Source organism: Neisseria montereyensis (genome assembly GCF_024834045.1).
In the GTDB taxonomy this organism is placed as follows: domain Bacteria; phylum Pseudomonadota; class Gammaproteobacteria; order Burkholderiales; family Neisseriaceae; genus Neisseria; species Neisseria montereyensis.
The window spans coordinates 41,671-62,240 of record NZ_JANUXW010000009.1; the positions used below are offsets into that span (position 1 = coordinate 41,671).

Consider the following 20,570-nt stretch of genomic DNA (forward strand, 5'->3'; position numbering starts at 1 on the left):
TTTTTCAGGCGGCTTGTTATTCAGGTAGAACCGATTGATTACGAAGGAAAAAAACTAGTCTTTTTTCCGTTTGGCTCTTGGGTGGGTGTCATCGTAAACGTTGGCTAGATGATCAAAATCCAAGCTGGTGTAAATCTGAGTGGTGGATAAGCTGCTGTGGCCGAGTAATTCTTGTACCGCCCGAATATCGTGGGCGGATTGTAACAGATGGCTGGCGTAGCTGTGCCGCAGCATATGCGGGGAAATGTGCTGCGGGCTGCCGTGGCGTAAAGCCCATTCACGCAGGCGGATTTGAATTTGACGGATTCCTAAGCGGCTGCCTTGACGGTTTGTGAATAAAGCTTTTTCGCCCTCTGCCGCATGGCGTTGTGCTAGATAGGCATGAAGTGCGGCAATGCTTTTTCGGCCAAGTGGAACGCGGCGTTGTTTGTTGCCTTTACCCCATACGCCGACCCAACCGTCGTCCAATAAAATATCATCCAAATCAAGCTTATGGATTTCGCCAACCCGTAAACCACTGCCGTACATCAGCTCAAAAATAGCATGGTCGCGCAAAGATAGCGGCTCATTGTCGGTGTCATGGTCTAATAGATGGTTAAGGGTTTCTTGTTCAATGGCTTTCGGCAATCTTGTAGGGATTTTGGGCGCACTCAAGCCACTCATCGGGTCGTGATTCATCAGCCCTTGTTGTTGCAACCAGCTACTGTATTGCCGCCAAACGGAAAGTTTTCGCGCCATACTCCGCTCGCTTGTTCCCATTTGCGATAGCTTTTTTAAGGCTGCGGTGAAGTGGCGGCGGTGTGCCGGTTCCGTATCGGTATGTTCGGGCAGCAGGCTTTGCAGTTGTGCCAAATCGCGACGGTATGCTGCAACGGTATGCACGGATTTCGCCTGTTGTTGCAGTGAGGTGATGTAGTTGTCTTGATAGTCAAAAAAATGGGCTAGCTGCATAAAATACCGCCTTGGCTGGTTGGCGCGGGGGAGTCAGGCTTTGGGGTTGGATAAATGATTCCTTGTAATTTTTATAGGTAACAATAGGATACGGTAAATTTTGTCGTAAAGGCATAAAATCTTATGGTTTTAACGGCGGACAATATCGGTTAGCGGCCAACGCGGTTTAACATTAAATTTTCCGGCTTCCTGTTGGTTTTGCAAACGCATGGCGCCGGCAAAAGCAATCATAGCGCCGTTATCGGTGCAGTATTCCATTGGTGGAAAATAAACATCAATGGTTTCAGCCGCCGGTTTCAGACGGCCTTTGCCTTTGGGTTGTACTTTCAGACGGCCTAATGCCTCACGAAGTTTCCAGTTCGCGCCTACGCCGCCGGCAACCACAAGGGTTCGGAAACCGGTATCCAAAAGGGCTTTGTGCGCTTTTGCAACCAATACATCCACAACGGCATCTTGAAATGCACGGCAGATATCGTTGCGGGTTTGTTCGGGAATCTCGCCGTTGTGTTCCTCGCGGACTTTTTGCACGGCGGTGAGTACTGCTGTTTTCAAGCCGGAAAAACTCATTTGCAAATCGTCTGAATGCAGCATCGGGCGCGGAAATTGGAATGCATCCGGTGAGCCGAGTTTGGCCAGTTGTGAAAGTTTGGCGCCGCCGGGGTAGGGCAGGCCGAGCAGTTTGGCCGTTTTGTCAAAGGCTTCGCCGGCCGCATCGTCGACACTCTCGCCAAGTAAGGTGTAGTCGCCGATGCCGCGTACCGCCATAAACTGGGAATGCCCGCCGGATACCAATAAGGCAATAAAGGGGAATTCGGGCTGTTGTTCGGCAAGTAGAGGGGATAGTAGGTGACCTTCCAAATGATGGACGGGAATAACGGGCTTGTTGAGCGAAAAAGCCAGTGCATTGGCATAACTCGAACCGGCCAATAGCGCGCCACCTAAGCCTGGGCCTTGTGTGAAAGCTACGGCATCAATATCGGCATATTGAACATTGGCTTCTTCCAAACAGCCACGGGTTAGCGGTACCAGTCGGCGGATGTGGTCGCGGCTGGCAAGCTCGGGCACAACGCCGCCATATTCGGCATGCATTGCCATTTGTGTGTGTAGTTGGTGTGCCAACAATCCGCGTTCGGTATCATAAAGTGCTACACCGGTTTCATCACAAGAAGATTCTATTCCCAATACCAACATATTTAAGAGGCCGTCTGAAAAGTAAAAAACAGATTATTTTAGCGGATTTCTTGAGAGCATGTTTGTGTATCGCTTTAAGCCGTCTGAAACGCTACATTGTTTTTGTTCAGACGGCCTTTATGAAATCTGCCCATAGGTTTGTTAATACGGTTTGCGTATGATTCGACTGACTAAAACAGGATTAGATATTTCTGCCAAACCATTCCACTCTGCCGATAATGGCAATGTCTTCATCCATATTATTTAAATGGATTTCAAATGTCGGGTAAGCTTCATTGGCCGAAATCACATTAATGACGCCGCCGGGCATTAATTGCAAGCGTTTTACCAATAGGTTTTCATTTAAACGCAACACATACAAACCGTCGCGAGGTGTGGTTTCACCGTGGTTGATCAAAATAGAGTCGCCATCGTTAAGCACGCCTTCCATCGAATCGCCTTTTACGGAAATCACAGAAAGGTTTTTGGTGTCGCGTGTGATGTAGTTTTCTATCCAATACCGCCTAAAAGCCATTGTAAACAAAGGTTTTTCATTTTCTACCAGCCTTCCGTGTCCGGCGGCCGCCTGAATATCGTAGCGGGGGATAAATACAAATTCATCAATATCAACCGGATTGCCGAGTGTGTCTTCCGCATGGTTTGCTTGCCGTTGCGCATCGGGATAAGGTTCGCCCTCACCAGTTAGCAGCCAATCTATGCTGCATCCTTTTAATTGCTTAATTTTTTTTAAGGTTTCTGCTTTGGGCAGGCCGCCTTCGTGCCAAATCCGGCTAAATCCGGCGATTGTCATTTCAATATCGGCGGCAATTTTGGCCTGCTTGGCTTCGTCTTTCCAAAGAAAAGCTAATCTGTCTTTGAAAGTATCCATATTTATCCTTAGTTTGTATATGGCTTTGATGTATACAAGGGTTGTTTTAGGTTTATTTTATCTTAATTTTGAATAAAAAGTAAGTTTTATTTTACTTTTGGTAAGAAAAACTATTGCATTTTAAATTTTATCTTAGTAATATGGTAAAAAATTTAGATTTTACGAATATTGATTTTTGAATTGTAGTAAAAATAAATTATTAAGGCATTGAATTAAAGTTTTTCATACAAGATAGTCAGAATTAAAAATCATATCTAATGATATCGGATTTTTTAATTTGGTTAATCTAATAACGTATAGGGAGTCAATGATGAAAAATCGTCGAAACAAAAGTTTCATGCTTGCCGGTGTTTTTGCTGTGGTATTGGCAGGGCTTTCTTCCGGTTCTCTTGGTGCAAAATCGGCAGAAGTATTTGCTTATGAATTAGGGTGCGGTAGCTTAAATAAGCAGCATGCCGGAGAAATGAACAGTATCGAACGGGCGCTTTCACAAGAATGTGCTTCGGTAGAGGCGGCACAAGCATGGGAGCAATCTTATAATGGCTTGGATGCCGAAGGTTTAATGGATGGCGTGGTTTATGAATAAACGGGTTTGTTCGGAGTGTTGTCGCTGATGATAGATAATTTTTTGATTTAAAAATAAATTTAATTAGATAAGAAATGGAAGAAAGGGCGGTAAGGAATATTTCAAATGGCCTATGGGGTATCTTTTAAACCAACCTGTTAAGCATCTTCTAATTAGGAAGTAGGAATAATAAAATAGAAAAACGGTCGGCTAAGCCGACCGTTGCCATATTGAATAATATTTTAATGATGATGACCATGTTCACCGTGTACATGGCCATGAGCAATTTCTTCTTCACTTGCTTCGCGCACATCTTCTACGGTTGCCTGGAAGTGAATTTTCATGCCGGCCAAAGGGTGATTGCCGTCAACAACTGCTTTGCCGTCGGCAACATCGGTTACACGGTAAACCCATACGTCGCCGGTTTCCGGGTCGTCAGCTTCAAACATCATACCGACTTCTACATCCACGGGGAAAACGTCTACACTTTCAATGCGTACCAATTCCGGATTTTGTTCGCCAAATGCGTCGTCCGGAGCCAGTTGTATATCAATTGTATCGCCGACTTCTTTGCCGTGTAAGGCTTCTTCCACTAAAGGGAAAATGCCGTCGTAACCTCCGTGGAGATAAACGATCGGTTGCTCTGTTTCATCAATAAGTTGTTCGTTTGCATCAAACATTTTATAGTGAAGCGTGACAACGGAATTTTTTTGAATAGCCATGCGGAAGATCCTTATGCGTTTTATATAATTAATGAAAAATAAAGTGATAATTGTAGCACAACATGAGTGAACAGAATGTATGAAAGGGACTATACAGCCTGCAAAAGTGATACGAAAGAGGCGGATGGTTACTTTTGCTATGTTGCTTACATGCAACTATTTGTTGAAATAACAATAAAATTCGATTTTATAAATTATTTTTTTTAATTTTTATTGCTTGAAAATTAATTTTGAAATATAGATGCGAAAATTTATTTTTTTACAAAAAAACGTAATTTTTTTTCTTTATATACCGAACTTATTCGAGAGTAAAGGTGACTAAACCACCATATTCTTGCTGAAAGTGCAAACTGTTTACATTGCATTGATTTTTCCTATCATGCATAATTGTCAAGGTTCAGCGATGAATTCTTATGAGGCTTATACTTAAAGAAGATTACCTCATATTTGTTTTTTAAATCGATTTAAAAGGTATTTGAAAATGAAAAAATCTTTACTTGCTGCTGCTTTAATGTCTTTGTTCTTAGCTGCTTGTGGTGATAATGCACAACAAGCACAAGATGCTGCTCAAAATGCACAAGAAGCTGCTCAAAATGCATCTGAAGCTTTACAAGATGCAGCTACTGCTGCCTCTGAAGCTGCTGTTGATGCCCAAGAAGCTGCCTCTGAAGCTGCTGCTGATGCTCAAGAAGCTATGGCTGAAGGTGATGGTGATGCTGCTTCTGCTGTTGCTGAAGCCGCTTCTGCTGCCGATGCTGCCGCTTCTGCTGCTGCAACTGCTGCCGAAGCTTCTGCTGCTGCAAACTAAACTAAATCATCATATTTTCGGATATGTAAAAAAGCGGGGTACGGATGTACCCCGCTTTTTTATTTACTAGTATTAAACTCTTTTAATATCAATAGTTGTTTCAATATACTTTTTAATCTTATGTGTAAATATATATTTATATCTTTATAATTCATTTTGAAACTAAAGGCTATTGCTTATCATATTTTCAGATGGTATTTATATGAACATAAACCCGATAGAAATGAAGAAAAAATTAACACAATTTCTCAAGTCTTCGGAAATACCGGAAGATGGCTTCGCTCTACTGACAGATCAACGCAGGCGTTATACGGGGCATGCCGATATTATCGTACAACCTGAAACGGTGGATCATGTCCGGCAATTAATGGCTTTTTGCTTTGAGAGCCGGATTAGCGTTACTCCTCAGGGAGGAAACACCGGATTGTGTGGCGGAGCGGTGCCGGATGGCGGTGTGTTGCTCAATTTATCCAAGCTCAATCGTGTTCGAGAAATTAATGTGGCGGATAATGCGATTACGGTAGATTCCGGTGTCGTGTTACAAAACGTGCAAGAAGCGGCTTCCGATGCAGGGCGGTTTTTTCCGCTTAGTCTGGCCAGTGAGGGCTCTTGTCAGATTGGCGGTAATATTGCCTGCAATGCCGGCGGATTGAATGTATTGCGTTATGGTACGATGCGTGATTTGGTTTTGGGTTTGGAGGTTGTATTGCCTAATGGTGAACTGGTATCTCATTTAAATCCGCTTCATAAAAATACGACCGGTTATGATTTACGCCATCTTTTTATTGGTAGCGAAGGTACTTTAGGCATTATCACCGGTGCGACGCTAAAATTATTCGCTCAGCCAATCATTAAAGAGACTGCTTGGGTGGGTGTGCAATCTATTGAACAGGCGGTAAATTTATTATCGTTGGCACAAGGTGCATTTGCCGGACGCTTAAGCAGTTTCGAGCTTATCAGTCAATTTGCATTGACCTTATCGGCCGATTTTAGCCAAAGCCGCGAGCCTATTGAGGCGCCGTGGCATGTGTTGATGGAATTAACCGATTCGGTTGCGCATGAAGATTTAGGTGATTTATTGGCTGAGTTTTTAATGGATAACGGTTTTGATAATGCGGTTTTGGCATCTTCGGAATCGGAGCGTTCGGAATTATGGCGGCTGCGTGAAAATATTTCTGCGGCACAGCGTAATCTCGGTGTCAGCATCAAACATGATATTGCCGTACCGATTGTCCGTGTGGCGGAGTTTGTGGAAAATTGCGGCACAGCACTTCAGACGGCCTTTAAAGATATTCAAATCGTAGTATTCGGCCATTTGGGCGACGGCAGCCTGCATTACAATACTTTTTTGCCGGATATTTCGGATAATCGGGTTTATGAGTACGAGAATGCGGTCAATGAGGTGGTTTATACAAATGTTTTACAATGCGAGGGAACCATTGCCGCAGAGCATGGTATCGGGCAGATTAAGAAACATTGGCTATCTAAAGTACGGAGTGAAGTGGAAATTAACCTGATGCGTGCCATTAAAAAGCAGTTGGATCCGTATAATATTATGAATCCGGGTAAATTGTTGCCTTAGTTGGATAATGGCCGATAGGGGAAAAGGGACTTATTTTAAACTGAATTCAAAACCAAAGAATATTTTGTCCGGGATAAAGTAGATAATTTCTATCCGTTTGTAGAGGTTTCTTTTGAATTGAAAAACGGTAAACATTATTATGTACCGATTACATTATCGCCATTTGGTTGTTCTACTTATCGGGGCAGCTGATGGCTGTATAAATATAAAAAAGCCGTCTGAATTTTTCAGACGGCTTTTTTGTATTTTATTTATTTTTATTCAATTTATTTACCTTAATCGAATCATAATAAAATCATTATATTGTTTCTATCTATCCCGTTGATATTATTGTATATGAATATTTTTATGCATATCTATTGGTGTGATAATGTTTAGCTTTCCAGTTAGTGCGGGCTTTAATGGTAAAGTATTCATTCAATTTGAATCGAATTGACAAAGGGTATATTATCCTTTATTTTCTGCCCACCATGTAATTCCAATCATTGTAATATTGATGGGGTATTACGCTACTTTCTTTGGAGAAATATATGAAGTATAAAAAATATGCGTTATTTGGGTTTGCTGCAGCGGCTGCACTTTCTTTGAGCGCCTGTAATAAAGGGACAACTGTAGCAGGGATGCCGGATAAGCCTGAATGTATTGCGCCTGCCAAGCCCGGCGGTGGTTTTGATTTAACGTGTAAATTGGCACAAAGCGGATTGAAAGATACCGGGTTGTTGGAAAAACCGATGCGGGTAACGTATATGCCCGGTGGTGTCGGTGCGGTGGCTTATAACAAAATTGTAGCGAACGATGCTTCGAATAATGATGCGATTATTGCGTTTTCAACCGGCTCTCTATTGAATTTGGCACAAGGTAAGTTTGGTCAATATACTGAAAAAGATGTTCGTTGGTTAGCAGCGGTTGGCACCGATTACGGTATGGTTGCCGTGAATGCCGATTCGCCATTACAAAACCTTCAAGACTTGGTAGATGCGCTGAAAAAAGATCCGAAAGCCGTTAGTTTTGGCGCGGGCGGTAGTGTGGGCGGTCAAGACTGGTTGCAAACGGCTATGTTGGCTAAAGTGGCCGGTATCCAGCCGAAAGACATGACCTATGTCGCTTTGGAAGGCGGCGGTGAGGCGGTAACGTCGGTATTGGGTCATCATATTGATGTGGTGAGTGCCGGTATTGCCGAGATGGGGCCGCATGTCGAGTCGGGTAAAATCCGTGTGTTGGCCGTTTTCTCACCTGAGCGTTTGGGCGGCAAGCTGCAAGATATTCCGACGGCGAAAGAGCAGGGCTATGATGTCGAATGGCCGGTTGTCCGCGGCTATTATATGGGCCCGAAAGTAAGTGAAGAGGCTTATACATGGTGGAAAAACAGTTTTGACACGATGCTGAAAGATCCTAAATTTGCCGAGTTGCGCAGTCAGCGTGATTTATTGCCGTTTGCGATGACGGGCGAAGAGTTGAGCCAATATGTGGATAAAACCACTGATGAAATGCGTGTATTAACTAAAGAGTTTGGTTTGGCGCAATAATTTCAAACCATATCACTATGGTGGCAGATAAAAGTCGGCAATTTCGGTTGCCGGCTTTATCGTCTGTATCAGAAGATGAGTGCGGTTAGGGCCGGATATTTATCTGATTAGGCTATATGATTCACAATGAATAATACGGCCGTCTGAAACGTTCAGACGGCCTCTGAGAATAAAGCTTGGTGATAGCCGCTAAAACCGTATTTTTCGGTGGAGTTTCATAATATGAAAATCGAACGTTTATTTTCTGCAGCGCTTTTATTGATGGTGTGCGGATTACTTTATCTGGCATGGGGTTATACGGCGCCGATTGCGTATGATCCTTTAGGGCCGCGGCCTTATCCGATATTGATTTTGTCTTTGCTCGGTTTGTGTTGCCTGTTTTTATTGGTGCGTCCGCGTGGGGAGCCGATTGTTTTGGGTTATACGCCGGCGATTGTGAAGAAAATCGCTTTATGTATTGCTTGTATGGTGGCTTATGCTTTTTTATTTGAAGTGCTTGGTTTTCCACTATCAACGGCATTAATGGCTTTTTGCATCGGTAAATTGTTTGGTGGGCGTACGCTGCATTGTTTAATTTCAGGCGTGGTGATGGGGGTGTTGCTGTTTATTTTATTCGATACCCTGCTTGACGTGCCGCTGCCGTTGTTGGGCATATTCGGTTGATAAGGGAACAGAGAGATGGGCACTTTAGAATATTTGATGTCGGGTTTTCAGGTGGCTTTGCTTCCGGGAAATCTGTTGTTGGCACTGGCCGGGGCATTTATCGGCACCATTGTGGGGATGCTGCCCGGATTGGGGCCGATTAACGGTGTGGCTTTATTGCTGCCGTTTGCTTTTGCGATGGGCTTGTCGCCGGAATCGGCGTTGATTTTATTGGCTTCGGTTTATTTGGGTTGCGAATACGGCGGGCGGATTTCGGCTATTTTGATTAATGTGCCCGGCGATGCGGCGGCGATTATGTCTACGCTTGACGGTTATCCGTTGGCCAAGCAGGGTAAGGCAGGGATTGCGTTGTCGTTATCGGCGGTCAGCTCGTTTGTCGGCAGCATTATTGCGACCATCGGGGTGGTGTTGTTTGCGCCGCTGTTGGCTGAATGGGCGATTGCGTTCGGGCCGGCAGAGTATTTTGTTTTGATGGTATTTGCGATTACCTGTTTAAGCGGGTTGATTAGCGACCAGCCTGTGAAAACCGCTGTATCGGCGTTAATTGGTTTGAGTCTGGCCATGGTGGGCGTGGATGCGGTGACAGGTGTATACCGCTTTACTTTCGATTCGGTTAACCTTTCAGACGGCATTCAGTTTACAACGATTGTGATCGGATTTTTCAGTGTCAGTGAGATTCTGATTATGCTGGAAGGTACGGAAAAAGGCCAACAGGCTTTGGTTCAGGGTAAGCGCACGTTGTTTACGTTGAAAGAGTTTTTGTTTAGCGTGGGCGCGATGGTCCGTAGTGGGATAGCCGGCTTTTTTATCGGCGTGTTGCCCGGCGCGGGGGCGACTATTGCCAGTGCGATGTCGTATACCAATGAAAAGAAAATTGCCGGTAAAGAAGGCCGTTTCGGTGAAGGTGATTTGCGTGGCATTGCTGCGCCTGAAGCGGCTAATAATGCTTCTGCCTGCGGTTCGTTTATTCCGATGTTGACCTTGGGTGTGCCCGGTTCGGGTACAACGGCAGTGATGATGGGTGCGTTAACGCTCTACAATATCACACCCGGCCCGCAGTTGTTCAGCGAACAGCCCGATATCGTTTGGGGCTTGATTGCATCGCTGTTTATCGGTAATGTCATTTTATTGGCGCTGAATATCCCCTTAGTCGGTTTTTTTGCCAAGCTGCTCAATATTCCCAACTATATTTTGATTCCTGCGATTGCGGCGGTGAGCTTTGTCGGCGTGTATGCTATTCATAGTACAACGTTTGACTTGGTGCTGATGGTGGGCTTAGGGGTGTTTGGCTATATTTTACGCAAATTGAACTTTCCGCTTTCCGCGCTGATTTTGGGCTATGTATTGGGTGAGCTGATGGAATCGAGCTTACGCCGTGCATTGTCTATTTCACAAGGTGAGGTGGGGATTTTATTTGAAGGTACGATTACTCAAGCTTTATGGGTGCTTTCGTTATTGATGGTGTTGTTACCGATTTATCGTTGGTGGCGTCGCCGTAAAACGGCTTAAAACAGGCAGGGGAATCGGCTTTCGAGAGTGGCTGAATAATGGCTCCTATAAAATATCTATCCGGTTTTATGATTGCTTTGGGCGGTGCTTGGTTGGCCGATGTCACCCATATACCGATTCCTTGGCTGCTTGGCCCGTTGCTGGCAACGGCTGTTTTTGGATTGAACGGGGTGCCGGTTCGTGCACCGGCATGGTCTACCAAAGTAGGTCTGATGGTTATCGGCCTTTCACTGGGCTTATATTTTACTCCGCAGATGGCGGCGATATTGCTGACTTATTGGCCGCTGATGATCTTCGGCATGTTGTTTTCCCTGTCGCTGGGTATTCTCGGCAGTGTGTTTATGTATCGCCGTGCTAAGGTTGATTTTGCAACGGCTTGGTATGCGTCGGCTATGGGCGGTGCCAGTCAGATGGCTTATATGGCTGTTGAGAAGGGAGCGGATATCGCTAAAGTGGTGTCGGCACATTCTTTGCGGGTGCTGATGATTGTGACCATTGTGCCGTTTTTTTATCAATATATGGGTTTCCATAATACCGATAGCGGTAATTTGGCCTATAACACGTCTGTTCACTGGGTCGGATTGCTTGGGTTGTTTGCATGCGGCTATGTGTGTGCACGTTTGTTTGAACGGCTTAGGTGGACAAACGCTTGGACATTCGGCCCGTTAGCTGCCGCCACTTTATTGACGTTGTGTAATATTCATTTTTCGGCTATTCCGTCGTCTATTTCACATATCAGCCAGATTTTTATCGGTTGGTCGTTGGGCAATAAATTTGTACCGGGTTTTTTCCGAAGCGCGCCGCGTTTGTTGGCGGTGGTGGCGGTTAATGTGGCGGTTTCGTTGTTGTTAACCGCATTGGCGACATATTTATTGGCGAATACGGTGGCGGTTTCATTGCCTACGTTGGGGCTGGGGCTGGCGCCGGGCGGGGTAACGGAAATGACGATTACGGCCAAAACCTTACAATTAGGCGTGCCTTTGGTGACGGCGTTTCATGTTTCCAGAATGTTGGTGGTGATTGGTACGGCCGATGTGTTGCATCATTTCTTTGCCCGCTTCATTGTGAAATGATTAATGGATTCTGCTTTATAAAACAAGCCGTCTGAAAGGTTTCAGACGGCTTGTTTTAATAAAAGAAGCTTTATTTTGCTTGCGCATTCCAGCGTTCGATAGATTCTTTAATCACGGCTTTGGCTTCTGCTACATCGCCCCATGATTGTACTTGGGTAGAGCCGGGTTTTTTCAGTGCTTTGTAGTTGTTGAAATGGAATTCGATTTGTTTGATTAATTGGGCGGGTAAGTCGCTCAGGCTGTTATAGGCGTTGCCGTTGTTGCGGTCGTCGGCCGGTACGCATACGATTTTGTCGTCTACTTCGCCATCGTCGACAAATTTCATCACGCCGATAACTTTGGCTTCCAAAAAGACGCCGGTTGCCAAAGGTTGTTCGGTAACCAGTAATACATCGAGCTCGTCGCCGTCTTCATCTAATGTTTGCGGAATAAAGCCGTAGTTGGTCGGTTTGGCAAAAATAGCCGGTTCTACGCGGTCGAGTTGGAAGGCGGCCACTTTGCGGTTCCATTCGATTTTGTGGTTGCTGCCGGCAGGGATTTCGTTGACAACGTTGATAATGCCGCCGTCTACATCGCCGGGTGTCAGGATTTTATTGAAATCAGCCATTGTATTTTCCTTGATTCGTATCGGTTTCGGATGGGGGCGAGTATAGCATATCTGCTGCTGAAACCTAATGGCCGTATGGGTTGAATGAGGAGCTTTATGGATGATTTTGATAATATGGCAAAGGCCGTCTGAAAAAATATTTCAGACGGCCTAAAATTTTATGATGCCATAAAATCAGATAGGGTATTGAGATTATGGCAAATGGCTTTCAGACGGCCTATGTGATTGAAAACAGGCCGTCTGAAACTGAATAATAGGGGGTAAATCAAACGTGGAAGCTTTCGCCGCAACCGCATTCGTCTTTTACGTTCGGGTTTTGGAATTTAAAGCCTTCCTGCAAGCCTTCTTTGGTGTAGTCCAATTCGGTGCCGTCTAAATAAACGTGGCTTTTGGGATCGACAAAGACTTTCACGCCGAAACCTTCAAAAACCATATCTTCGGGTTGGACTTCATCCACAAACTCCAAAGTATAGGCCATGCCTGAGCAACCGCTGGTTTTCACGCCCAAGCGGATACCTTCGCCTTTGCCACGTTTGGTGAGAAAGTTTTGGATATGATTGGCTGCTTTTTCAGTAAGGGTAATCATGTCTGTTTGTTTCCATTCTAAATTTGGCATGCCGACATACTTCAGCCAATATGCCGGCTGCCATTTCGGGGGGATTAAAAGAAACCGTTATCAGTGCCAACGGCGGCAATGGTTGGAACCTATGCCGCTGCGGTCGGATAGGGCTGAGCCCACCCGCATCTTTATTAGCTGCTGTGTTTCTTTTTATAGTCGGAAACCGCAGCTTTAATCGCGTCTTCGGCCAAGATGGAGCAGTGTACTTTTACCGGAGGTAACTCCAGCTCTTCGGCAATTTGGTTGTTTTTAATCGATAAGGCTTCGTCTAAGCTTTTGCCTTTTACCCATTCGGTAATCAGTGATGAAGAGGCAATGGCTGAGCCGCAACCGTAGGTTTTAAATTTGGCATCTTCAATTACGCCGTTATCGTTTACTTTGATTTGCAGTTTCATTACGTCGCCGCAGGCCGGTGCGCCGACCATGCCGGTGCCGACATCGTTATCGTCTTTGTCGAATGAGCCGACGTTACGGGGATTTTCGTAATGATCAATTACTTTATCGCTATATGCCATGATAGGGTTCCTTTTGTATGGTTTGTTCGTTTCGTAGGGCCGTCTGAAACCGTTTCAGACGGCCGGTTGTTTCTGGTTATTCTTAATGTTCGGCCCATTCTACAGTATTCAAGTCAATGCCTTCTTTAAACATTTCCCATAATGGGGAAAGTTCGCGCAGTTTGCCGATTTTGGATTTAATCAGATTGGCTGCGTAGGCCATTTCTTCTTCTGTTGTCATGCGGCCGAAGCTAATGCGTAGGGAAGAGTGGGCCAATTCGTCGTTACGGCCTAAAGCACGCAATACATACGAGGGCTCTAAGGAGGCGGATGTACAGGCCGAACCGCTGGAAACCGCCAATTCTTTCACGGCCATAATCAGGCTTTCGCCCTCTACAAAGTTAAAGCTGACATTCAGGTTGGTCGGTACGCGTTTGTTTAAATCGCCGTTGATATAAACTTCTTCAATGCCCTCGATACCTTTTAGGAAGATATCGCGTAATTTCAAAGCGTGTTCGCGGTCTTTATCCAACTCTTCGCGCGCCAGGCGGAAGGCTTCGCCCATGCCGACGATTTGGTGTGTCGGCAATGTACCGCTGCGGAAGCCGCGTTCATGACCGCCGCCGTGCATTTGTGCTTCAAGGCGTACACGCGGTTTGCGGCGTACATACATAGCGCCGATACCTTTAGGGCCGTAAATTTTGTGGGCGGATAAGCTCATTAAATCTACTTTGGCGGCTTCTACGTCAATCGGTGTTTTACCGGCAGCTTGGGCAGCGTCAACGTGGAAGATAATTTTTTTCTCGCGGCAGATTTCGCCGATTGCGGGAATATCTTGAATCACACCGATTTCATTGTTCACCCACATAACCGAAACCAAAATGGTATCGGGGCGGATAGCGGCTTTGAATTCTTCCAGATCAATCAGGCCGTTATCTTGTACACCTAAATAGGTGACTTCAAAACCTTGGCGCTCTAATTCGCGCATGGTATCCAGCACGGCTTTGTGCTCGGTTTTCACGGTAATCAGGTGTTTGCCTTTGGTTTGATAAAAATGTGCCGCACCTTTAATCGCCAGATTATCCGATTCGGTTGCACCGCTGGTGAAGATGATTTCTTTAGAATCTGCATTAATCAGCTTGGCAATTTCCTCACGGGCATTTTCAACCGCTTCTTCTGCCGTCCAGCCGAAACTATGGCTATTGGATGCGGGGTTGCCGAATTGTTCGGTAAGGTAGGGAATCATTTTTTCTGCAACACGCGGGTCAACCGGTGTAGTGGCAGCGTAGTCGAGGTATATAGGGGTTTTGACTGTCATGGTCGGTGGTCTCTTTCGTTTTTATTGATATATGATTCGTATCATTCACATTTAATGAATATGGGTAAAATTAATCACTTGGTCTTGGTTTTCGCTGTTTTGGTCAACCACGTTTTGTAAGGTCACATTGCTTAGGTAGTCATTAATGATTTTATTCAGACTTTCCCATAGTTCGTGGGTGACGCAAGCATGCCCGTTATTGCAGTTTCCTTTGCTGCCGCATTGTGTTGCATCAAGGCAGTCTTCTGCGGCGGCAATAATTTGGGCAATATTGATTTGGGTGGCGGGGGCGGCAAGGATATATCCGCCGCCGGGGCCGCGTAGGCTCTCTACCAATTCGGCTCGACGAAGCTTGCTGAACAGTTGTTCCAAATAGGAGAGGGAAATATTCTGCCTCTCGCTAATGGCGCTTAATTTTACCGCACCGCTTTGAGCGTTCATCGCCAAATCTATCATGGCAGTAACGGCAAAGCGGCCTTTGGTGGTCAGTCGCATGGTGTGCCTGTTTTAAAATTATTCGGTGGGTTTGTGTTATATCTTGAGGGCGATTGTCTAATATCTGAGTGATTTAGTCAAGTATATGTGTTTGAAAGATTGATTGCCGCTATGAATACGATAATATTTTTTCAGTAGACCTTAAAAATATGATGGCGAATATATGAATATACAAGCGGAGATAATGGGTTTTTAGATAGAAAGTAAAAACAATGAATGATATGATGCAAAAGGCGTTAAAGTTCATGAAACCATAAAATAATAAGACTGAAACGGTTTGTAGCCGTTATGTTTTATGGTTATTGGGATTATGCTTGATATTAATAAAAGCATTTGCAATCTATAGAAGCTTGGTATAGATTGGTAAAGATTTTCAGATGGCGGGTAAATAGGCCGTCTGAAATGATTTTGATTTATTGCTAACAGAAACAATGTATTTTTTAAGGTAGACGACATGAAACGTGATTTGAGTAAGATGACCTGTATCGAAGATTTGCGCCTTATGGCACAACGTAAAGTACCGAAAATGTTTTACGATTATGCCGATTCGGGGTCGTGGACTGAAAGAACTTATCGTGACAATACCTCTGATTTCCAAGATATTAAATTCCGTCAACGTATTTTGGTGGATATGGAAAACCGCAGTTTGGAAACCAAAATGATCGGCCAAGATGTGAAAATGCCGGTTGCGATTGCCCCGACAGGCTTCACCGGTATGCAACATGCCGATGGTGAAATTTTGGCTGCCCGTGCGGCGGAAAAATTCGGTGTGCCTTTTTCGCTTTCTACCATGTCTATTTGTTCGATTGAAGATATTGCAGAAAATACCAGTGCGCCTTTCTGGTTTCAGCTTTATGTGATGCGCGACCGTGAGTTTATGGAGAATTTGGTTAAGCGCGCCCAAGCGGCACAATGTTCGGCATTGATTCTAACGGTGGATTTGCAAGTGTTGGGTCAGCGTCATAAAGATATTAAAAACGGTTTGTCTGCGCCACCAAAACCGACTATTCCTAATATGATTAATCTGGCCACCAAGCCGGAATGGTGTATGAAAATGTTGAATACCAAGCGGCGTACATTCGGCAATATTGTCGGCCATGCAAAAAATGTGACCGATTTGTCTTCGCTGTCGTCTTGGACTGCAGAACAGTTCGACCCCGGTTTGAGCTGGGATGATGTGGCTCGTATTAAAGATTTATGGGGCGGCAAACTGATTCTGAAAGGGGTGATGGAACCTGAAGATGCGGAATTGGCCGTGAAAAGCGGTGCCGATGCGTTGGTGGTTTCCAATCACGGCGGACGCCAGCTTGACGACACGATTTCTTCTATTAAAGCCCTGCCGGATATTGTAAGCGCGGTGGGTAATGATATTGAAGTCTGGCTCGATAGCGGCATCCGCAGCGGCCAGGATATTCTTAAGGCTTGGGCTTTGGGTGCGCGCGGTACCATGATCGGTCGTGCCTTCCTTTATGGCTTGGGTGCTTACGGTGAAGAAGGTGTCACCCGTGCGCTGGAAATCCTTTATAAAGAGATGGATATTTCTATGGCCTTTACCGGTAACCGCAATATTCATGATGTGACCCGCGATATTTTGATTAAAGGCACTTACCCGACAACCACGGATTAATATCCGGCAGATTTAAGTATATCAAGGCCGTCTGAAAACTATTCAGACGGCCTTTGTTTTGATGTGTTCAAAACAGGCTGCACGAATTTGTTGTTTTATGTTAAAGTCTGATTTTAATCATCACGCGGCGGATTTGTCTGCCGTACGGGGCTGTTTGAATTAAAATCAGGTTTTCCGCAGAGTTGTTTAGATTCTGCCCGATTTTAAGTTAAGCAGCCTTCCTTATGCTTACGGAAAGAGTCTCATGCAGTCTTGGCAGCTACCCGAACATATTGCCGATATATTACCCTCGACCGCACGCGAATTGGAAAGTGTGCGCGAACAATTATTAGGTTTGTTCCGCGTGCACGGATATGAGCTTGTGCACCCGCCTTTAATGGAATACAGCCATTCTCTACTTACCCGCATCGATGCCGGATTATCATTGAAAACCATCCGTGTGGTCGATCAGCTCAGCGGTAGACAATTAGGTATCCGCGCCGATATTACCCCGCAGGTTGCGCGTATCGATGCCCATTTGTTGTCGGCCAATAATGGTATTAACCGCTTATGCTATGCCGGTTCGGTATTGCATGCCCGGCCGGACGGCTTTTTGAATACGCGCGAACCTTTGCAGGTGGGCGCGGAGCTTTACGGCTTTGCCGACGTGGCGGCCGATGTCGAATTAATCGATTTAATGCTGAAAAGTGTTTCTGTTGCTGAGTTTGGCGATATTTTATTGTCGCTCGGGCATATCGGTGTCTTCCGTGCATTGGCTAAAGCGGCCGATTTAAGCGAACGGCAGGCGGAACAATTGTTGTCGTTAATGCAGGATAAAGATGCCGACGAAGTACGCGAACAAGTCGAAGCGTGGAAGCTCGACGGCATGTGGGCAAAGGCTTTTGCGCTGCTGCCGACTTTATATGGCTCGCGGGAAGTGGTGGCCGAAGCGCGTGAAAAACTGCCCGATTTATTCGCAGTCGGGCAGGCATTAGATGAACTGCAGGCTGTTTGCGATGCTTTCCCGCAACAAAATATCCATATTGATTTATCGGAGTTGCGTGTCGATAACTATCACACCGGATTACTCTATGCTGCTTATGGCTCGACTTGTCATGATGCGATAGCGCGTGGCGGTCGTTATGACGGTTTGGGTGCTTATTTCGGCCGCGCACGTCCGGCAACAGGCTTCAGTTTCGATTTACGCATGTTTATCGGGCGTTTGCCGCATAGCCCGCGCATGCCGATGATTGCGGTAGACCGTAAAGATGTGGCAGCCGCGCGTGAAGTGATCGAACAATTGCGTGCCGAAGGGCATAGTGTGGTTGTGGATTACGGGATGGACTATAACGGTAAAAAAAATACGACGCGCCGTCTTGTCGAGCAAGATGGTAAGTGGAACATTATTGACGTGTAAATAACAGGTTGGAAATTATGGCTAAAAACGTAGTGGTTATCGGTGCCCAATGGGGCGACGAAGGCAAGGGTAAAATTGTAGACTGGTTGGCGGAACAAACTTCCGGCGTGGTACGTTTTCAAGGCGGCCATAATGCAGGTCATACTTTGGTAGTGGGCGGCAAGAAAACCATTCTGCGCCTGATTCCCAGCGGTATCCTACATGAAAATCTAGAATGCTTTATTGGTTCAGGTGTAGTGGTGAGTCCGGAAGCATTATTGGGCGAAATCGACGAATTAAATCAGGCTGGTGTAAAAAACGTGGAAGGCCGTCTGAAAATCGCTCCGACCGCCACTTTGATTCTGCCATACCATATTGCTCTGGATCAGGCGCGCGAAGCTTCCCGCGGCAGCAGAAAAATCGGTACGACAGGTCGCGGTATCGGCCCGGCTTATGAAGACAAAGTAGCCCGTCGTGCCATCCGTATGGTGGATTTATTCGATATTGAAAAATTAAAAGCTAAGCTAGAAAGCAATATCGAATATTACAATGTTCAATTAAAACATCTGCATGGTGCCGAAGCGGTTAAATTTGAAGATGTGTTGGCCGTTGTGGAAAAATTCTGTACGCGTATCAGACCGATGATTGCCGATGTATCGCGTACCCTATATGAAAAAAATCAAAAAGGCGAAAATCTGCTGTTTGAAGGTGCGCAAGGTACGCTGTTGGATATCGACTATGGTACTTATCCGTTTGTTACCTCATCCAACTGCTTGGCCGGTGCGGCTTCTGCAGGTGCCGGTGTGCCGCCGCAAATGCTGAATTATGTGCTCGGTATTGTGAAAGCCTATACGACCCGTGTGGGTTCGGGCCCGTTCCCGACCGAATTGTTTGATGAAATCGGTGCCGGTTTGGCCGAGCGCGGTCATGAATTCGGTTCCGTGACCGGACGTGCCCGCCGTTGCGGTTGGTTTGATGCCGCAGCTTTAAAACGCTCGATTCAGATTAACGGCATTTCCGGCATGTGTATTACCAAACTGGACGTGATGGACGGTATTGAAGAAATCAAAATCTGTACCGGCTACCAATTGCCCGACGGTAGCAAAACCGATATTTTGCCTTTTGGTGCCAATGCCGTTGCCGATTGCGAACCGATTTATGAAACCATGCCGGGTTGGACGGAATCGACTTTCGGGGTGAAAGAATTCGATAAGCTGCCCGATAATGCCAAAGCATATTTGAAACGTATTGAAGAAGTATGCGGCGCACCGGTAGCGATTGTATCAACCGGCCCCGACCGTGAAGAAACCATTGTTTTGCAACATCCGTTTGCTTGATTGGCTATCTGCGCTGATTAAATAAAAGGCCGTCTGAAAATATTTTCAGACGGCCTTGTTTATTTTTAATTATAGAAATAATGATTAACGCTTGCCGGCAAAATCAATTTCAATATATGAAGGTTGTTCATTAGGTTTTAATTGTGCATGATCCGGGTTAATGATTACATCGCCAATAATTTCTTCGGCAGCAGGACCAGCAAAGCCTAATCTATAATCACCCTCTGAGAATTTTTTTGATTCGGCTGTTGCAACACCTTCTATTCCAGAGAAAGTGGTGCTTACATCGTCCTTAATTTCTTTAATTCTAGAAGGCAACAGGCTGATTGTACCTGATTCTTTGAACCCTGTGATTGTACCGCTACCTGTACGTTGATCAAAGTTGACAGTGTATTCAAGGTTGCCTTGTTCTTTTGCTCCGATGGCTAGGCCTTTGTAAGTGTAATTACCCTGTTGGGGTAGATTGGCCAATGGGGTTGAGCTCCAAAACGGATCGGTTAACGCGTATTCTGCTAGACGGGGTTGGGCGTTTGGATTAGTCAAACTATGTGATTTATCATAATACCTTTGTGCAATAACCGAGTAATTTTGTTTATAAATTCGCATTTCACCCGTATATTTCTCAACTTCAGTCCCATCCTGTATATTTTTTACTGTGACTTCTAAAGGTTGTACGGTTAAACCTTGCGGGAGTTGGGAAATATCCATTTTGTCACCGATTTGGTATCGGCGCCCATCAATGACGACATAGGATTCGGTGATACGATTTTCGAATTGTGATTGTATTTCGATTTCGTTGAGACGAGGCGTTGCTGTATTTGTAGAACCTGTATTGAGCGCATTACCGTTACCGCCACCACTGCCGCAAGCACTTAACAGTAGGGCACAACCAATTGCTGCCATAGATATGGATTTCATTATTTTAACCTCTAATTTGATAAATAAAAATGGATGGATTTCCCTATATGGAAACCTAAAAAATATGAATGAAGAAAAAACCTATTATCAGTATCCTTTCATTATCATTATGCGGGTAATAATAATTTTAACAAAAAATAATATATCCCTATTTGCATAATAAATGGTTTTTATGTAAATAGGGATGTAAACTTTAAAATGCTTTAAACAACAATGAGATATAAATATATCATTTATATCTCATTGTTGTTTTTTTATACACATTTTAGATATTTGGTTGTATTCTGATTCAGTATTTATAGAATGTGATGGTTTGAAAAAT

Annotated in this window: 20 protein-coding genes and 1 pseudogene; 11 read left to right on the forward strand and 10 right to left on the reverse strand. The window is 45.0% G+C overall.

Features of this window, described 5'->3' with window-relative positions:
- Window positions 1–54 precede the first annotated feature (54 nt).
- The 3 genes from NXS09_RS09155 to NXS09_RS09165 form a co-directional block, all read right to left on the reverse strand.
- Entirely contained in the window at window positions 55–951 is an 897-nt protein-coding gene (locus NXS09_RS09155; RefSeq protein ID WP_259292225.1) for a tyrosine recombinase XerC, read from the reverse strand.
- Window positions 952–1,080: 129 nt separating this feature from the next.
- Window positions 1,081–2,142 (reverse strand): tRNA (adenosine(37)-N6)-threonylcarbamoyltransferase complex transferase subunit TsaD, encoded by a 1,062-nt coding sequence (gene tsaD / locus NXS09_RS09160; RefSeq protein ID WP_259292226.1) that lies wholly within the window; start codon window positions 2,140–2,142, stop codon window positions 1,081–1,083.
- Window positions 2,143–2,323: 181 nt separating this feature from the next.
- The gene (locus NXS09_RS09165; RefSeq protein ID WP_259292227.1) at window positions 2,324–3,010 is read right to left on the reverse strand and encodes a S24 family peptidase; all 687 of its coding nucleotides are present in this window, start codon (window positions 3,008–3,010) and stop codon (window positions 2,324–2,326) included.
- A 310-nt stretch (window positions 3,011–3,320) separates the two neighbouring features.
- On the opposite strand from NXS09_RS09165, the gene NXS09_RS09170 reads away from it, so the two are divergent.
- Window positions 3,321–3,596: a hypothetical protein gene (locus tag NXS09_RS09170; protein ID WP_259292228.1), complete on the forward strand. Its 276-nt coding sequence runs from the start codon at window positions 3,321–3,323 to the stop codon at window positions 3,594–3,596.
- Window positions 3,597–3,817: 221 nt separating this feature from the next.
- Here NXS09_RS09170 and NXS09_RS09175 read toward each other — a convergent pair whose 3' ends face one another.
- A complete protein-coding gene (locus NXS09_RS09175) occupies window positions 3,818–4,297 on the reverse strand; it encodes an FKBP-type peptidyl-prolyl cis-trans isomerase (protein ID WP_259292229.1) in 480 nt (159 codons plus the stop codon).
- Window positions 4,298–4,778: 481 nt separating this feature from the next.
- On the opposite strand from NXS09_RS09175, the gene NXS09_RS09180 reads away from it, so the two are divergent.
- The 7 genes and pseudogenes from NXS09_RS09180 (at window position 4,779) to NXS09_RS09205 (ending at window position 11,458) form a co-directional block, all read left to right on the forward strand.
- The gene (locus NXS09_RS09180) at window positions 4,779–5,105 is read left to right on the forward strand and encodes a hypothetical protein (RefSeq protein ID WP_259292230.1); all 327 of its coding nucleotides are present in this window, start codon (window positions 4,779–4,781) and stop codon (window positions 5,103–5,105) included.
- 202 nt (window positions 5,106–5,307) lie between these two features.
- Complete coding sequence (locus NXS09_RS09185) at window positions 5,308–6,687, forward strand: FAD-binding oxidoreductase (RefSeq protein ID WP_434803018.1); 1,380 nt, start codon at window positions 5,308–5,310, stop codon at window positions 6,685–6,687.
- 54 nt (window positions 6,688–6,741) lie between these two features.
- Window positions 6,742–6,879: pseudogene (locus NXS09_RS10825) on the forward strand (hydroxyisourate hydrolase); the annotation flags it as partial.
- Window positions 6,880–7,217: 338 nt separating this feature from the next.
- Window positions 7,218–8,213, forward strand: a complete 996-nt coding sequence (locus tag NXS09_RS09190; protein WP_259292231.1) for a Bug family tripartite tricarboxylate transporter substrate binding protein — start codon at window positions 7,218–7,220, stop codon at window positions 8,211–8,213.
- 222 nt (window positions 8,214–8,435) lie between these two features.
- Complete coding sequence (locus NXS09_RS09195; protein WP_259292232.1) at window positions 8,436–8,876, forward strand: tripartite tricarboxylate transporter TctB family protein; 441 nt, start codon at window positions 8,436–8,438, stop codon at window positions 8,874–8,876.
- A gap of 15 nt (window positions 8,877–8,891) precedes the next feature.
- Window positions 8,892–10,385, forward strand: a complete 1,494-nt coding sequence (locus NXS09_RS09200; RefSeq protein ID WP_259292233.1) for a tripartite tricarboxylate transporter permease — start codon at window positions 8,892–8,894, stop codon at window positions 10,383–10,385.
- A gap of 38 nt (window positions 10,386–10,423) precedes the next feature.
- Window positions 10,424–11,458, forward strand: coding sequence for an AbrB family transcriptional regulator (locus tag NXS09_RS09205; RefSeq protein ID WP_259292234.1), 1,035 nt, complete (start codon window positions 10,424–10,426; stop codon window positions 11,456–11,458).
- A 70-nt stretch (window positions 11,459–11,528) separates the two neighbouring features.
- Here the strand turns inward: NXS09_RS09205 and NXS09_RS09210 are convergent, their stop codons facing one another.
- The 5 genes from NXS09_RS09210 to iscR form a co-directional block, all read right to left on the reverse strand.
- A complete protein-coding gene (locus tag NXS09_RS09210) occupies window positions 11,529–12,065 on the reverse strand; it encodes an inorganic diphosphatase (RefSeq protein ID WP_259292235.1) in 537 nt (178 codons plus the stop codon).
- A 265-nt stretch (window positions 12,066–12,330) separates the two neighbouring features.
- A complete protein-coding gene (iscA, locus tag NXS09_RS09215; RefSeq protein ID WP_151052443.1) occupies window positions 12,331–12,651 on the reverse strand; it encodes an iron-sulfur cluster assembly protein IscA in 321 nt (106 codons plus the stop codon).
- A gap of 164 nt (window positions 12,652–12,815) precedes the next feature.
- Window positions 12,816–13,199 carry a Fe-S cluster assembly scaffold IscU gene (iscU, locus tag NXS09_RS09220; protein WP_259292236.1) on the reverse strand — a complete coding sequence of 128 codons (384 nt, stop codon included), beginning with the start codon at window positions 13,197–13,199 and terminating at the stop codon, window positions 12,816–12,818.
- A gap of 82 nt (window positions 13,200–13,281) precedes the next feature.
- Window positions 13,282–14,496: an IscS subfamily cysteine desulfurase gene (locus NXS09_RS09225; protein WP_259292237.1), complete on the reverse strand. Its 1,215-nt coding sequence runs from the start codon at window positions 14,494–14,496 to the stop codon at window positions 13,282–13,284.
- A gap of 51 nt (window positions 14,497–14,547) precedes the next feature.
- A complete protein-coding gene (gene iscR / locus NXS09_RS09230; RefSeq protein WP_259292238.1) occupies window positions 14,548–14,991 on the reverse strand; it encodes a Fe-S cluster assembly transcriptional regulator IscR in 444 nt (147 codons plus the stop codon).
- A gap of 454 nt (window positions 14,992–15,445) precedes the next feature.
- Here iscR and NXS09_RS09235 point away from each other — a divergent pair, with 454 nt between their 5' ends.
- From NXS09_RS09235 to NXS09_RS09245, 3 genes are all read left to right on the forward strand, one after another.
- Window positions 15,446–16,618, forward strand: coding sequence for an alpha-hydroxy acid oxidase (locus tag NXS09_RS09235; RefSeq protein WP_259292239.1), 1,173 nt, complete (start codon window positions 15,446–15,448; stop codon window positions 16,616–16,618).
- A 244-nt stretch (window positions 16,619–16,862) separates the two neighbouring features.
- Complete coding sequence (locus tag NXS09_RS09240) at window positions 16,863–18,014, forward strand: ATP phosphoribosyltransferase regulatory subunit (protein ID WP_259292240.1); 1,152 nt, start codon at window positions 16,863–16,865, stop codon at window positions 18,012–18,014.
- Window positions 18,015–18,031: 17 nt separating this feature from the next.
- Window positions 18,032–19,330 (forward strand): adenylosuccinate synthase, encoded by a 1,299-nt coding sequence (locus NXS09_RS09245; protein ID WP_259292241.1) that lies wholly within the window; start codon window positions 18,032–18,034, stop codon window positions 19,328–19,330.
- Between the two features lie 84 nt (window positions 19,331–19,414).
- On the opposite strand, the gene NXS09_RS09250 is transcribed toward NXS09_RS09245, so the two are convergent.
- Window positions 19,415–20,233: a factor H binding family protein gene (locus NXS09_RS09250; RefSeq protein ID WP_259292242.1), complete on the reverse strand. Its 819-nt coding sequence runs from the start codon at window positions 20,231–20,233 to the stop codon at window positions 19,415–19,417.
- Window positions 20,234–20,570 lie beyond the last annotated feature (337 nt).

Coding starts and splice junctions, on each gene's coding strand:
- NXS09_RS09250 (WP_259292242.1), bottom strand. CDS start 20,233: ATGGCAGCAATTGGTTGTGCCCTACTGTTAAGTGCTTGCGGCAGTGGT.
- NXS09_RS09175 (WP_259292229.1), bottom strand. CDS start 4,297: ATGGCTATTCAAAAAAATTCCGTTGTCACGCTTCACTATAAAATGTTT.
- NXS09_RS09170 (WP_259292228.1), top strand. CDS start 3,321: ATGAAAAATCGTCGAAACAAAAGTTTCATGCTTGCCGGTGTTTTTGCT.
- NXS09_RS09195 (WP_259292232.1), top strand. CDS start 8,436: ATGAAAATCGAACGTTTATTTTCTGCAGCGCTTTTATTGATGGTGTGC.
- NXS09_RS09245 (WP_259292241.1), top strand. CDS start 18,032: ATGGCTAAAAACGTAGTGGTTATCGGTGCCCAATGGGGCGACGAAGGC.
- NXS09_RS09180 (WP_259292230.1), top strand. CDS start 4,779: ATGAAAAAATCTTTACTTGCTGCTGCTTTAATGTCTTTGTTCTTAGCT.
- NXS09_RS09225 (WP_259292237.1), bottom strand. CDS start 14,496: ATGACAGTCAAAACCCCTATATACCTCGACTACGCTGCCACTACACCG.
- NXS09_RS09240 (WP_259292240.1), top strand. CDS start 16,863: ATGCAGTCTTGGCAGCTACCCGAACATATTGCCGATATATTACCCTCG.
- tsaD (WP_259292226.1), bottom strand. CDS start 2,142: ATGTTGGTATTGGGAATAGAATCTTCTTGTGATGAAACCGGTGTAGCA.
- iscA (WP_151052443.1), bottom strand. CDS start 12,651: ATGATTACCCTTACTGAAAAAGCAGCCAATCATATCCAAAACTTTCTC.
- iscR (WP_259292238.1), bottom strand. CDS start 14,991: ATGCGACTGACCACCAAAGGCCGCTTTGCCGTTACTGCCATGATAGAT.
- NXS09_RS09205 (WP_259292234.1), top strand. CDS start 10,424: ATGGCTCCTATAAAATATCTATCCGGTTTTATGATTGCTTTGGGCGGT.
- NXS09_RS09165 (WP_259292227.1), bottom strand. CDS start 3,010: ATGGATACTTTCAAAGACAGATTAGCTTTTCTTTGGAAAGACGAAGCC.
- NXS09_RS09185 (WP_434803018.1), top strand. CDS start 5,308: ATGAACATAAACCCGATAGAAATGAAGAAAAAATTAACACAATTTCTC.
- NXS09_RS09210 (WP_259292235.1), bottom strand. CDS start 12,065: ATGGCTGATTTCAATAAAATCCTGACACCCGGCGATGTAGACGGCGGC.
- NXS09_RS09190 (WP_259292231.1), top strand. CDS start 7,218: ATGAAGTATAAAAAATATGCGTTATTTGGGTTTGCTGCAGCGGCTGCA.
- iscU (WP_259292236.1), bottom strand. CDS start 13,199: ATGGCATATAGCGATAAAGTAATTGATCATTACGAAAATCCCCGTAAC.
- NXS09_RS09200 (WP_259292233.1), top strand. CDS start 8,892: ATGGGCACTTTAGAATATTTGATGTCGGGTTTTCAGGTGGCTTTGCTT.
- NXS09_RS09235 (WP_259292239.1), top strand. CDS start 15,446: ATGAAACGTGATTTGAGTAAGATGACCTGTATCGAAGATTTGCGCCTT.
- NXS09_RS09155 (WP_259292225.1), bottom strand. CDS start 951: ATGCAGCTAGCCCATTTTTTTGACTATCAAGACAACTACATCACCTCA.